Source organism: Oleomonas cavernae, from assembly GCF_003590945.1.
GTDB lineage: Bacteria > Pseudomonadota > Alphaproteobacteria > Zavarziniales > Zavarziniaceae > Zavarzinia > Zavarzinia cavernae.
On record NZ_QYUK01000011.1, the window covers coordinates 172,456 to 185,517 of the forward strand.

A 13,062-nucleotide genomic window follows, 5' to 3' on the forward strand; every position below is an offset into this window, starting at 1 on the left:
GATCAATCCAAGGAGGGGCGCATGGCGACCGACGACAGCAACGACAAACACGGGCCTCAATCGCCGCTGCGGCGGCAAATCCTCAAGGGTATGGCGGCTTTGCCGGCGATGGCGGCCTTCGGCGCCAGCCCCAGCTTCGCCCTGACCACGTCCGAGGTGAACGCGACCGGCCTGGCCGTGACCGACACGGAAGTCACCGTCGGCATTCTCCATTCGGTGACCGGCACCATGGCGATCTCCGAGACCGGCTCGGTCCAGGCCGAGAAGCTGGCGATCGAACAGATCAACGCCATGGGCGGCGTGCTGGGCCGCAAGATCAAGTTCATCCAGGAAGACGGCGCCTCCGACTGGCCGACCTTCGCCGAGAAGGCGAAGAAGCTGCTGGTCAACGACAAGTGCGCCTCGGTGTTCGGCTGCTGGACCTCGGCCAGCCGCAAGGCGGTGCTGCCGGTGTTCGAGCAGTACAACGGCATGCTCTACTACCCGACCTTCTACGAGGGCCTGGAGCAGTCCAAGAACGTGATCTACACGGGCCAGGAAGCGACCCAGCAGATCATCGCCGGCCTCGACTGGGTGGTGAAGGAGAAGGGCGCCAAGACCTTCTACCTGCTCGGTTCCGACTACATCTGGCCGCGCACCTCCAACAAGATCGCGCGCAAGCACATCGAGAACCACCTGAAGCTCGAAGTGGTGGGCGAGGAATATTTCCCGCTGGGCCACACCCAGTTCAATTCGGCGATCAACAAGATCAAGCTGAAGAAGCCCGATGTGATCTATGCGATCATCGTCGGCGGCTCGAACGTCGCCTTCTACAAGCAGCTCAAGGCCGCGGGCTTCAACCTCGAAGACAAGCAGACCCTGCTCACCATCTCGGTCACCGAGGACGAGATCCAGGGCATCGGCGGCGAGAACATCGTCGGCGCCTATGCCTGCATGAAGTACTTCCAGTCCCTGAAGAACGAGAACAACGAGAAGTTCGTCGCCGCCTTCAAGGAAATGTGGGGCAAGGATATCGTCATCGGCGACGTGACCCAGGCCGCCTATCTCGGCCCCTGGCTGTGGAAGCTGACGGTCGAGAAGGCCGGCAGCTTCGACATCGACAAGGTCGCCGCCGCCTCGCCGGGGATCGAGTTCAAGGGCGCACCGGAAGGTTACGTGCGGATCCACGAGAACCATCACCTGTGGTCCAAGACCCGCGTCGGCCGCGCCCGCACCGACGGCCAGTACGACGTGGTCTATGAGACCGCCGACCTGGTCGAACCCAACCCGTTCCCCGCCGGTTACCAGTAACGCGCAAACCTCCTCCGTCATGGCCGGGCTTGTCCCGGCCATCCACGAGCACTCGTTGGTTGGGGTGTCCGCGTGGATGCCCGGCACAAGGCCGGGCATGACGACAGGGGGGCGAAAGCAGGTTCAACGTCCAAGATGGGGTGACGCGGCCATGTTCGATTATTCGTTTGCCGAGCTCAGTTCGATCCTGGTGATGCAGGGCTTCGCCGGGTTGATCCTGTTTTCGGTCTTCGTGCTGATGGCCCTGGGCCTCGCCATCATCTTCGGCCAGATGGGCGTCATCAACATGGCGCACGGCGAGTTCATGATCCTGGGCGCCTATGTCACCTTCCTGACCTCGCACCTGTTCCAGAACTACCTGCCCTGGGCCTATCCGGCCTACTTTTTCGTGGCCATGGTGCTGGCCTTCATCACCAGCGGGGCCCTGGGCCTGGTGGTCGAATGGCTGCTGATCCGCCACCTCTATGCCCGGCCGCTCGACACGCTGCTCGCCACCTGGGGCCTCTCGCTCATCCTGCAGCAGATCTTCCGCTCCACCTTCGGGGCGCGGGAGGTGGGCGTGGAACTGCCCGACTGGATGATGGGCTCGCTCAACGTCTCCGACACCATCGAGGTACAGATCAACGGCCTGTTCGTGATGGGCCTGACGCTCGCCATCACCACCGCCGTGCTGGTCCTCCTGTTCAAGTCGCGCTGGGGCCTCCAGGTGCGCGCGGTGACCACCAACCGCACCATGTCGGGCGCGGTGGGCATCGACACCCGCCGGATCGACCGCCTGACCTTCGGCCTTGGCTGCGGCGTCGCCGGCGTGGCCGGGGCGGCCTTCACCATGATCGGCTCGACCGGGCCGACCTCGGGCCAGCTCTACATCGTCGACACCTTCCTGGTGGTGGTCTTCGGCGGCGCGCAGAGCCTGCTGGGCACTGTCGCCTCGGCCTTCACCATCTCGCAATCCCAGTCCGCCCTGGAATTCTTCCTGTCCGGCTCCATGGCCAAGGTGATCACGCTGCTGATCGTCATCGGCCTGCTGATGCTGCGGCCCCAGGGCCTGTTCGTCCTCAAGATCCGGAGGTAAGCGCAATGCCGAAACTCTCGCTTTCCGCGCTCTCCCGTGACTGGTTGGGTTTCGTCCTTCTGGCCGCCCTGCTGCTGGTGGTGCTGCCCCTGGTCCTCGACGGTTTCCGCCTGAACCTGGTGGCCAAGTACCTGTGCTTCGGCTTCGTCGCCGTGGGCCTGGTGCTATGCTGGGGCAACACCGGCATCCTCAGTCTGGGCCAAGGCATCTTCTTCGGCCTGGGCGGCTATTGCATCGCCATGTTCCTGAAGCTGGAAGCCTCGACCCCGGAAGCGACCGCAATCCAGTCGACCCCCGGCATCCCCGATTTCATGGACTGGAACCAGATCACCGAACTGCCCTTCTTCTGGCAGCCGTTCCATTCCTTCGGCTTCACCCTGTTCGCGATCATCGCGGTGCCCTCCGCCATCGCCTTCCTGTTCTCCTACGCGATGTTCAAGCGGCGGGTGGGCGGCGTCTATTTCGCCATCATCACCCAGGCGGTGACCGCGGTCCTGACCATCCTGATCATCGGCCAGCAGGGCTATACCGGCGGCATCAACGGCATCACCGACCTGCGCACCCTGCTGGGCTGGGACATCCGCACTGATGGCGCCAAGTTCATCCTCTACTTCGTCTGCGTCGCCCTGCTGCTGGCCTCGATCGTCGTCGCCCGCGCCATCCAGCGTTCCAAGCTGGGCCGCATCCTGGTCGCCATCCGCGACAAGGAGGAGAGGGTGCGGTTCTCGGGTTACGACGTGGCCAATTTCAAGGTCTTCGCCTTCTGCGCGGCGGCGGGCTTCGCCGGCATCGGCGGCGCCCTGTTCACCCTGCAGGTCGGCTTCATGTCGCCCACCATCATCGGCATCGTGCCCTCGATCGAGATGGTGATCTTCTGCGCCCTGGGCGGCCGGCTGTCGCTGATCGGGGCGGTACTGGGCGCCCTGATTGTCAACGCCGCCAAGACCACCTTCTCGGAAATGTTCCCCGAGCTGTGGCTGTTCGCTATGGGCGGCCTGTTCATCGGCGTGGTGCTGTTCTTCCCCCGCGGTGTCGCCGGCCTGGTCGAGGATTACATCCGGCCTGGCCTGGCGAAGCTGATGGTCCGTCGCGACAAGGCCCCGGCCAATGCTGTCGCCAAGCCGGCCGAGTAACGGGAGGAATTGCCCATGACCACCATCGGCCCCATCGTCGAAAGCGACATCCTCCTGGCCCTGGAGGGCGTCACCGTCTCCTTCGACGGCTTCAAGGCGGTGAACGACCTCAGCCTCTATATCTCCAAGGGCGAGCTGCGCGTGATCATCGGCCCCAACGGGGCGGGCAAGACCACGGTGCTGGACCTGATCTGCGGCCGCACCAAGGTTTCCGACGGCTCGATCAAGTTCCACGACCGGGAAGTCACCCGGATGAAGGAGCACGAGATCGTGCGCCTTGGCATCGGGCGGAAATTCCAGACCCCCTCGATCTACGAAGACCTGACGGTGTTCGAGAACCTGGAGATCTCCTACCCCAAGGGCCGCGGCGTGTTCGGTGCGCTGGGCTTTCGGCGCACCGCGGCGGTGATCGAGCGGATCCACGAGATTGCCGAGACGATCTTCCTCAAGGACCAGCTCGACACCAAGGCGGAAATCCTCAGCCACGGCCAGAAGCAATGGCTGGAGATCGGCATGCTGCTGATCCAGGACCCGGAGCTGCTGATGCTGGACGAGCCGGTCGCCGGCATGTCGGTGGCGGAGCGGGTGAAGACTGCGGAACTGCTCAACCGGATCATCGAGGGCCGGGCGGTGATCGTGATCGAGCACGACATGAAATTCGTCGAATCGATCGCCCACCGGGTGACCGTGCTGCATCAGGGCAAGGTCCTGGCCGAAGGGCGCATGGAGGTGATCCAGGAGGATCCCAAGGTGCGTGAAGTCTATCTGGGTCATTGAGACGGGAAGGATAACGTCATGCTGGACGTCCGCGATCTGAAAGTCTGCTATGGCCAGAGCGAGGTGCTCCACGGGCTCGATTTCACCGTGAAGCCGGGCGAGATCGTCGCCGTGGTCGGGCGCAACGGCATGGGCAAGTCGACCCTGATGAAATCGCTGATCGGCATCCTGCCGACGGCGTCGGGCGCCGTGACCCTGGGCGAGACGCAGGTCCAGAAACTGCCCAGCCATGCCCGGGTGAAACAGGGCATCGCCTATGTCCCCCAGGGCCGCCAGATCTTCGGCACCATGACGGTTAGAGAGAATATCGAGGCCGGCCTGATCGTCTCGGGCCGGTCGAAGGTACCGGAAGAAATCTACGACATCTTCCCGATCCTGAAGGAATTCGCCAGGCGCCGGGGCGGCAACCTGTCGGGCGGGCAGCAGCAGCAATTGGCGATCGCGCGCGCCTTGGCGACCAATCCCAAGGTCCTGCTGCTGGACGAGCCGACCGAGGGCATCCAGCCCTCGATCATCAAGGACATGGCCAAGGTCCTGCGCCAGATCCGCGACATGACCAACCTGTGCATCGTCGTGTGCGAGCAGGTGCTGAGCTTCGTGCTCGATGTCGCCGACCGCATCCTGGTCATCGAGAACGGCCGCATCGTGCATGAAAACATCCGCGCGGAAGTCGACGAGGCGGCGATCAGCCGCTTCCTCGCCGTGTAATCGAACAGTTTCCAGTCCAGCGAAGGGAGAAGAAGCCGTGGCCGATACCTTGATCAAAGTGGATCTGAATAGCTCGCCCTATGAGAACGACATGATCCACAATCGCTGGCACCCCGACATCCCTATGGTGGTGTGGGTGAAGCCGGGCGACGATTTCCTGGTCGAGACCTATGACTGGACCGGCGGCTATATCAAGAACAACGACAGCGCCGACGACGTGCGCGACGTCGACCTGACCACCGTGCACTTCCTCTCCGGCCCCATCGGCGTCGAAGGGGCGGAGCCGGGCGATCTGCTGGTGGTCGACCTGCTGGACGTGGGCGCCAAGCCCGACAGCCTGTGGGGTTTCAACGGCTTCTTCTCCAAGAAGAACGGCGGCGGCTTCCTGACCGACCATTTCCCCCAGGCCCAGAAGTCGATCTGGGATTTGAGCGGTCTCTACACCAAGTCGCGCCACATCCCCGGCGTCTCCTTCGCCGGCCTGATCCACCCCGGCCTGATCGGCTGCCTGCCCGACCCCAAGCTGCTCGAGACCTGGAACAAGCGCGAGGTCGATTTCATCGCCACCAACCCGACCCGGGTGCCGGGCCTCGCCAACCCGCCGTTCGGCCCGACCGCCCACATGGGCCGCCTGGCGGGCGACGTCAAGGCCGCCGCCGCCGCCACGGGCGCACGTACCGTGCCGCCGCGCGAGCACGGCGGCAATTGCGACATCAAGGATCTCTCCCGCGGTTCCAAGATCTTCTTCCCCGTCTATGTGCCGGGTGCCGGCCTGTCCATGGGCGACCTGCACTTCAGCCAGGGCGATGGCGAGATCACCTTCTGTGGCGCCATCGAGATGGCCGGCTGGCTGCACATCAAGGTCAGCCTGATCAAGGGCGGCGTGGCGAAGTACGGCATCAAGAACCCGATCTTCCAGCCCTCGCCGATCACGCCCAATTACCGCGATTACCTGATTTTCGAAGGCATTTCGGTCGACGAATATGGCCAGCAGCACTACCTCGACGTCCACGTCGCCTATCGCCAGGCCTGCCTGAACGCCATCGAATACATGAAGAAGTTCGGCTATTCCGGCGCCCAGGCCTATTCGATCCTGGGGACGGCGCCGGTGCAGGGCCACATCTCGGGCGTGGTCGACATTCCCAATGCCTGTGCCACCCTGTGGCTGCCGACGGAAATCTTCGACTTCGACATCAAGCCGAACGCCGAAGGGCCGGTCAAATACATCACTGGCGACATCGATCTGCCCCTGTCGCCTGATCTGTAACCAGGCCGGGATCAACGCATTGTGTGGTTCGACAGGCTCACCATGCGGAGGATCTTCCTGCCGGAAAGGTTCCCCTCATCCCGAGCCTGTCGAAGGACGCAGGATGGAACTGCCAGAGGACACCCAATGCCGCTGTACGAATACGATTGCCGCGATTGCGGCCCGTTCACCGAATTGCGCCCGATGGCCGCCTCGGCGAACCCCTGTCCTTGCCCCGATTGCGGGGGTGATGCCCCGCGCGCCTTTCTGACCGCGCCGATGCTGGCCTGTGTCGGCATCGAGCGGCGGGTGGCGCTCGAAACCAACGAGAAGGCCGCCAATCGCCCCCTGACTAGCGGCGAATACGCCGCCAAGCAGGCCGAGGCCGGCAAGCGGCGGCACCGCTCGGGCTGTTCTTGTTGCGGGGCTTCGACGAAAAAGAAGAGTACGACAGTGAAGGCCCCGAACGGAGCCAAGGCCTTCCCATCGAAACGACCATGGATGATCAGCCACTAGAGCGCGATTGGTTTAGGTGTGTTTGTAACCATCATGGGAGAAATAGTTTAGCATTCCTGCGGGTGATGGTGGCGAGGATGGTCGCGATGGCCTGGGAGAGGTTGTTGATGGTGCGGCACTGGGCGGCGCGCAGGTGGTGCTTGATCTTAGCGAGGACCTGCTCGATCGGGTTGAGATCGGGTGAGTACTTGGGCAGTAAGAGCAGCTTAGCGCCGGCCTTACGGATCGCTTGGCGCACGGCTTTCCCCTTGTGGCTGCCGAGATTGTCGAGCACGACGATGTCGCCGGGCGACAGGGTCGGGGCCGGGACCTGCTCGACATAGACCAGGAAGCGCTCGCCGTTGATCGGCCCGTCGAGCAGCAAGGGCGTCTCGACACGGTCATGGCGCAGGGCGGCCAGGAAGGTCGAGGTCTTTTAGTGACCGAAGAGAGCCTGGGCTTTCAAGCGCATGCCGCACGGGCTCCAGCCGCGCGGGATTGATGCGGGGCTGGAACTTCAGCCATTGCGCCCGGCGGCGGGCAACATCGGGGCGGCTCTGCTCGCTGGCGACCAGTGTCTTTTTTTTACGTCAGCTTCTGCTGGTGCATGAAGGCAAGGACTGCGGAATAGTCGACCTTCAGCCCACACGCGCCAACTCGGCCACCAGGCCGCGCAGCGTGAAGGCACGCTCCTTAAGCCGTGCCGTCAACCACACCTCATGCTCGCCCTGGATCGCGCGCGGCCGGTGTCCGCCGATCTGTCCAGAGGCCACACCCCCGTCTCCTGGAACCGGCGCACCCAATTGATCGCCGTGCTGATTGCCAGAGAGCACGACGGCCCGCAGTGAGGTCTCGCACTTCAGCCGCTCGCCTGTCTCGACCAGGGCAGCGAACATGTCGTTGTTCAGCGCATTGCGCTTGCATGCCCGCGCCAGCCGGACATCAGCGATGCCGTGTTCGATCGTAACCTGGATCAGGTCATCGATGATGCCATCCGATGTTCGAGGCGGGTTAGCCGACGCGGCGTTCCTGGCCGCGCCAGAATGGTTCTCGCAGCGCACGCTTCAGCACCTTGCCGGCACCGTTGCGCGGCAGCGCCGCCACGAATTCCACCCCGCGCGGCACCTTGAAACCCGCGAGGCGCTCGCGGCAAAAGGCCAGGATCTCGTCGGCGCATGGCGATGTCTCGTTTTTGGCGACGACGATCGCCTGTACCGCCTCGCCCCAGTGCGGATGAGGGACGCCGATCACTGCTGCCTCGGCAACCATGGGGTGGGCTGCGAGCACATTCTCGACATCGAGAGAGGAGATGTTCTCGCCGCCCGATACGATGATGTCCTTGATGCGGTCGACGACATAGAGATAGCCGTCCTCGTCCAACCTGCCGGCGTCGCCCGTATGCAGGAAACCGCCCTGCAGAGTGTCGGCGGTATCCTGGGGCCGGTGCCAGTAGCCGGCCATGACATGGCCGCTACGCACCACGATTTCGCCGACCTCGCCCGCCAGGAGTGCCTTGCCGTCGGCATCGAGAATGCGGAGCTCGGTGCCGGCGACCGGCCGGCCGGCGGCGGCGAGAATAGCTGGCCTCCCGCCCGAGAAGGCCAGCCGGTAATCCTCGGGGTTCAGGGCGGAGATCACGCTGTGGGTTTCGGTCATGCCGTAGACCTGCGCCAGGTCGCAGCCGAACCGCCGGGCCGCCCGCTGCAGGAGGTCGATCGAGATGGGTGAGGCGCCGAACATCAGGGTCCGCAGCGCGGGGAAGCGGTGGCCGTCCGGCAGGGGCAGGGCGGTACAGGCCTGGATCATGGTCGGGACCATCACCGCGTGAATGGGCTCCTGCCCCGACATCCGGTCGATCGCGTCCTGGGGCGAGAAATCGCGCCGCAGGACGAGGGAGGCGCCGTTGAACAGGCCGAAGAGCGACATGAACACGCCGCCGACGTGAAAGAGGGGCAGGCTCTGATAGAGCCGGTCACCCGGCGCGATGCGGACACCGAGCGAGGCCGAGACTGCGGCCTGCTGAGCGATCGCATTTGCCTGTGTCAGGACGACTCCCTTGGGGTTTCCCGTCGTACCGGATGTGTATATCTGCAGATAGGCGTCATCGGCCTCGTACGGCTTGCCATTCGCCGGCGATGCCGGCCACCAGGTCCCGTGCGCCAGGGTCTCGATCTCGGCGGCCTGCCGGGGCCCCAGCTTGGGCCGGAATTCCTCCTCGAAGAAGACAACGCGCGCCTCGCTGTCGCGGACGATCCAGTCCAGCTCCGGCGCCGCCAGGCGGTGGTTCAGCGGCACGAGGACGGCGCCGGCCAGGGCGGCGCCGAAGAGCATGACGAGCATCTCGCCGCGGTTCTTGGACAGCACGGCGATGCGGGTGCCGTTGCCCAGGCCCTGCCCGGCAAGAGTGGCCGCGAATCGCCGAGCGCCCGACCACAATTCGTCGAAAGTCCAATTGCCGGTGTCGCTCTCCACGGCCAGGCGACGCGGCGTTGCCCGGGCATGAAATTCGAGCGCGTGATGGATGTTGAACGAAACTGTCATGATCACGCCCTCAACCCGCCCGCAGAATCGTTTTCATCTTCTCGCGATCGATGGCGAGGACGTCGCCGCCCTTGCCTTCGAAATTCCGCCAGCCGACGGCGATGGGGTTCTGGCGGTCGGTCACCAGCGGGTGGTTTCGCGGATGATACTTCCGCGAGAACACCGGCAGCGAGAGCCAGGCCATCCGGGACAGGGTCGAGGCGAGGAAGGCAGTGGAGCGCCAGGCACGCCAAGGATTACGCAGGAAGCCGCTGACCTTGCACATGTGGAAATAGGCGCGCACCGTCTCCACCACGATGTGCTTCAGCGCCACCGCGATCATATACTTGCGGTACCATTCGTGGCGGCCGTAGAGCGCCTTGTAGACGTCGAAAGCGACGGCGCCGTGCTCGACCTCCTCCACCTGGTGCCAGACCCACATGGCCTTGATCGTCGGCTCGGAATCCGAGAACCAGGCGTCGTAATTGTCGAGCACGATCATGCCGGCCAGGAAGGTGAAGGTCTCGTAGCCGGCGGTGAAACCGACCTGCCGCCTGGGCGTGTCGATCTTCAGGTGCTCAACGAAGAAATCGCGCGCCGCGTCATCGAGCGCCGGCGCCTTGGGATAGGTCAGGCCCAGAAACTTGTTGTAGGCCAGGAAATTCTTCGCATGGTGCGCTTCCTGCCCGATGATGGCGGACATGGCCTCGCGCAGCTTCGGGTCCTGGACCTCGGCCTTTGCCCGGTTCAAGACGCGGATGAGGTAGCGTTCGAAATAGGGAACGTGCAGGCCCAGGGCGTTGAGCAGGATCGAGAATTCGGGGCAGGAACGGCTCCACACCGGGTCCTTGCCGGCAAGGCCGTCGACATCGAAAGCCAGCGGACGGACCGGAATGTGGTCCATCGGGTGAGGTGCGGTATCTTCCGGCATCGGGTGCCTCCCTCGGTGTTCTTGATCGAGGGAGACTACGTGCCCGGCCGGCACCCGATCGCCGATCTTTTGAACAGGTGGGCGGCGGCTAGATCAGGGCCATCGCCTTGGCTTTGGCGACGGCGGCGGTCCGATTGCGGACGCCGAATTTGCTGTAGATATTGTGCAGGTGCCATTTGACCGTCGGCTCCGACACCAGGAGGATCTTGGCTAGTTGCCGGTTGTCGTGGCCGGCGCCGACATGGCGCAGGATCTCGATCTCGCGCGAGGTCAGGTTTTCCAGGGTATCGAGCGCGCCAAGCGACACCGCGCCTTCCGGCGCCGGCGCGGCGGTTTCCCCTGTAAGCAGCCGGCGCAGGCGATTCTCGAAGTCGAGGCTGAGCTGGCCGACGGAAGCGGCCTGAGACCGGTTGGCCAGGATTTCGTCGAGGATGGGGATGAGGCCCGCCCCGACGGAGACGAGCGGATAGGCAAGGCCTTCGGGCGCCGCGGCCGACAGTGCCTTGTCCAGTTCCCGTGCCGCATCCGCCCTTCGCCCGGCCCTCCAGAAGGCTAGCGCCCGCACCCCGCGCACCAGGCACAGGCGGTTGCCGCGGCCTTCCGCGGTCAGTGCCATGGTCAGTGGGGTAAGGATCGACAGGGCGTGCTCGACGCGGCCCTCGGCGACGGCGATGCGGGCCTCCAGGATCTTGATGGGCTCCCGCCAGTTGCGCCGCTGGTCGCCCTTCAGCAGGGGGTGCTCGCGGCTGTTCAGGTTGGTGCGGATGACGGTTTCGATCGCGCCGTCAAGGTCGCCCGCGGTGATCTGAAGCCCCGTTTCCTCCGTCGCCAGGGCTACGAACAGCCGGGGCTGGTCGGTGGCGATGGCGATTTCACGGCCATCCTGCAGGGTCTTGCGCGCCCGCTGCAGGTCGCCGGCGAAAGCACGCATACGCGCCTCGTTGCGATAGGCGCGCAGCAGGGGCTCCAATGGCCCGAAAAGGTTGGTAAATCCTGAGGTTACGTGAAGCGAGTCGGCGACGCGACCGAAATGGCATCGCTGGACATTCACCTCGGCATCCACCAGGGCGGCCAAGGCACCAAAATAGGTTTCCTGGTCGATATGGCTCTGGGCGCCGGTCTTCGCCCGCTTAGCCAGTTCCTCGGCGGCGCAGAGGCGGCCCTGCTCGGCGGCGATGCAGCCGGCCAAGAAGTCGGCCCAGACGGTCGCATAGACCGCTTCCGCCTTGCAGCCATAGAGATAGGCGTCGGTGGCCGCCTGCTGCGCCTTGTCGAACATCAGATCGGTCAGATAGGAGTAGGCGAGGCAGTTGGAGATCGAGGCGATCAGGAACGGCTCCTCGTCGGGCAGGGCCGCCCGCGTCGCCCGGACGGCGGCGGCCGAGAAATCCAGGCGGTCGCCGCAGACCTTGGCAATCGCCTTGGTGACCTCCGCCGTCCACAGAAGTTGCTCCTTGGTCCGGCCGTCGAGTTTGGCGACCGACTGGCGCGGGCGCAGCAGGGTTTCAGCCTCCTCGACCAGGGCAATCGACTGGTCGGTCCCGCGGGAGAAGGCCAGCGACCAAGCATGGATCAGGGCGATGACCGGATGTTCCTGGGCAAAGGCAGGTGGCAGGCTGCGCATCCAGGACAGCACCGTCTGATGGTCGCCGTAATGCTGGGCGACCCGGGGCGCATGGGTGGCGATCAGGCGCGCCGCCTCGGAGAAACTGCCGGCCTGCAAGAGATACTGGATCGCCTCCGTCAGGTGGCCGTTGCGTTCGCACCAGTCCGCCGCCTTGGCGCAGATCGCCTCGAAGGCGCCGGGCTCGTCCCGCTTCAGTAGGGCGACCAGGAAATCGGCGAAGAGGTGGTGGTAGCGGAACCAGCGGCCTTCCCGGTCGAGCGGGATGATGAACATGCTGGAGCGTTCGAGCAGCGCCATCATCTCGCCGCTCTGCGGGTGGCCGGAAACCTCTCGGCACAGTTCTGGCGACATGCGGGTGAGGGGGGCGGTGCGCAGCAGGAATTTCTTGGTCGCCTCGGGCTGCAGCCGCAGCACCCGCTCGACCAGATAGGCGGCGAGGTCGCGGTCCTTGCCCGAGAAGCCGTGGATGAGGTCGCGCGGCGAGCCGCGGCTGCGCGTGAGGGCGAGGGCGGCCAGTTGCAGCCCGGTGGCCCACCCTTCCGTCGTCGCATTGATTTCGGCGATTTCCGAGGACGACAGGTCCAGCGCATTCGCCGTGTTGAGCAGTTCGAAGGCCTCGGCATGTGAGAAGCGCAGCGCGTTCTGTCCCAACTCGACAAGCGAGCCGTCCAGCCGGCGCTTCGACAGGGACAGCGGCGGCTGCTCGCGGCTGGCGATGACCAGCTTCAGGCTGGAGGGATGGCTGGCGGCCAGGCGGTCGATGAATTCGATGATCGCCGGATGGCTGATGTGGTGGAAGTCGTCCAGGAACAGCGCCGTCGGCTCGGCGATCTCGGACAGTTCGCCGATGATCGAGGCGAAGATACCCCGCATGTCCCGCGCCATGTTGCCCCGCAGCAATTCCGCCTCCCGCTCGCCGATCCCCGGCGTGGAGCGTTGCAGCGTGCTGATGAGATAGGTGGCGAAGACCGAAGGCTCGTTATCCTCGGCATCCAGGGTCAGCCAGGATGTCCGCGTGCCGCTCTCGGCCAACTGCTGATGGACATGGGCCATCACCGTCGACTTGCCCGAGCCGGCGGCCGCCACAATGATCATTAGGGAAAGCGGGGTCATGGGCTTCAGGAAGCCCTGGTACAGATGCTCCCTGGGCAGGAGGCGCTTGTCGGCGATCTGGGCGCTCAGCTTCGTCTGGATGATGCGATTGCGCCAGCCCTTGCTGCCATTCTGGGTCACGGCATTTCCTCCCCACCGGTCATTCTT

10 protein-coding genes and 1 pseudogene are annotated in these 13,062 nt (G+C 64.7%); 7 read left to right on the forward strand and 4 right to left on the reverse strand.

What is annotated here, in order from left to right; all coding sequences use genetic code 11:
• The first annotated feature begins 21 nt into the window (after positions 1-21).
• The 7 genes from urtA to D3874_RS04485 all read left to right on the forward strand — a co-directional run bounded on the left by urtA (position 22) and on the right by D3874_RS04485 (position 6,745).
• Positions 22-1,290, forward strand: a complete 1,269-nt coding sequence (urtA, locus tag D3874_RS04455) for an urea ABC transporter substrate-binding protein (protein WP_119777006.1) — start codon at positions 22-24, stop codon at positions 1,288-1,290.
• Between the two features lie 151 nt (positions 1,291-1,441).
• On the forward strand, positions 1,442-2,365 hold the full coding sequence (urtB, locus tag D3874_RS04460) for an urea ABC transporter permease subunit UrtB (protein WP_119777007.1): 924 nt from the start codon (positions 1,442-1,444) through the stop codon (positions 2,363-2,365).
• 5 nt (positions 2,366-2,370) lie between these two features.
• Positions 2,371-3,498, forward strand: a complete 1,128-nt coding sequence (gene urtC / locus D3874_RS04465; RefSeq protein WP_119777008.1) for an urea ABC transporter permease subunit UrtC — start codon at positions 2,371-2,373, stop codon at positions 3,496-3,498.
• Between the two features lie 15 nt (positions 3,499-3,513).
• Entirely contained in the window at positions 3,514-4,275 is a 762-nt protein-coding gene (urtD, locus tag D3874_RS04470) for an urea ABC transporter ATP-binding protein UrtD (RefSeq protein ID WP_119777009.1), read from the forward strand.
• Positions 4,276-4,293: 18 nt separating this feature from the next.
• Positions 4,294-4,983, forward strand: a complete 690-nt coding sequence (gene urtE, locus D3874_RS04475; protein ID WP_119777010.1) for an urea ABC transporter ATP-binding subunit UrtE — start codon at positions 4,294-4,296, stop codon at positions 4,981-4,983.
• 37 nt (positions 4,984-5,020) lie between these two features.
• Complete coding sequence (gene fmdA / locus D3874_RS04480; protein ID WP_119777011.1) at positions 5,021-6,250, forward strand: formamidase; 1,230 nt, start codon at positions 5,021-5,023, stop codon at positions 6,248-6,250.
• A 126-nt stretch (positions 6,251-6,376) separates the two neighbouring features.
• On the forward strand, positions 6,377-6,745 hold the full coding sequence (locus D3874_RS04485; RefSeq protein WP_119777012.1) for a zinc ribbon domain-containing protein: 369 nt from the start codon (positions 6,377-6,379) through the stop codon (positions 6,743-6,745).
• Between the two features lie 12 nt (positions 6,746-6,757).
• On the opposite strand, the pseudogene D3874_RS29955 reads toward D3874_RS04485, so the two are convergent.
• The 4 genes and pseudogenes from D3874_RS29955 to D3874_RS04510 all read right to left on the reverse strand — a co-directional run bounded on the left by D3874_RS29955 (position 6,758) and on the right by D3874_RS04510 (position 13,035).
• Positions 6,758-7,620 (reverse strand): annotated as a pseudogene (locus tag D3874_RS29955) (IS630 family transposase).
• A gap of 115 nt (positions 7,621-7,735) precedes the next feature.
• Complete coding sequence (locus tag D3874_RS04500; protein WP_147385521.1) at positions 7,736-9,265, reverse strand: long-chain-fatty-acid--CoA ligase; 1,530 nt, start codon at positions 9,263-9,265, stop codon at positions 7,736-7,738.
• A 10-nt stretch (positions 9,266-9,275) separates the two neighbouring features.
• Complete coding sequence (locus D3874_RS04505) at positions 9,276-10,175, reverse strand: metal-dependent hydrolase (RefSeq protein WP_119777016.1); 900 nt, start codon at positions 10,173-10,175, stop codon at positions 9,276-9,278.
• A gap of 88 nt (positions 10,176-10,263) precedes the next feature.
• Complete coding sequence (locus tag D3874_RS04510) at positions 10,264-13,035, reverse strand: LuxR C-terminal-related transcriptional regulator (protein WP_158595833.1); 2,772 nt, start codon at positions 13,033-13,035, stop codon at positions 10,264-10,266.
• Positions 13,036-13,062 lie beyond the last annotated feature (27 nt).

What these genes read in the sequence shown, in the direction of transcription:
- urtA (WP_119777006.1), top strand. Translation starts at nt 22, where the DNA reads ATGGCGACCGACGACAGCAACGACAAACACGGGCCTCAATCGCCGCTG.
- urtB (WP_119777007.1), top strand. Translation starts at nt 1,442, where the DNA reads ATGTTCGATTATTCGTTTGCCGAGCTCAGTTCGATCCTGGTGATGCAG.
- urtC (WP_119777008.1), top strand. Translation starts at nt 2,371, where the DNA reads ATGCCGAAACTCTCGCTTTCCGCGCTCTCCCGTGACTGGTTGGGTTTC.
- urtD (WP_119777009.1), top strand. Translation starts at nt 3,514, where the DNA reads ATGACCACCATCGGCCCCATCGTCGAAAGCGACATCCTCCTGGCCCTG.
- urtE (WP_119777010.1), top strand. Translation starts at nt 4,294, where the DNA reads ATGCTGGACGTCCGCGATCTGAAAGTCTGCTATGGCCAGAGCGAGGTG.
- D3874_RS04485 (WP_119777012.1), top strand. Translation starts at nt 6,377, where the DNA reads ATGCCGCTGTACGAATACGATTGCCGCGATTGCGGCCCGTTCACCGAA.
- D3874_RS04500 (WP_147385521.1), bottom strand. Translation starts at nt 9,265, where the DNA reads ATGACAGTTTCGTTCAACATCCATCACGCGCTCGAATTTCATGCCCGG.
- D3874_RS04505 (WP_119777016.1), bottom strand. Translation starts at nt 10,175, where the DNA reads ATGCCGGAAGATACCGCACCTCACCCGATGGACCACATTCCGGTCCGT.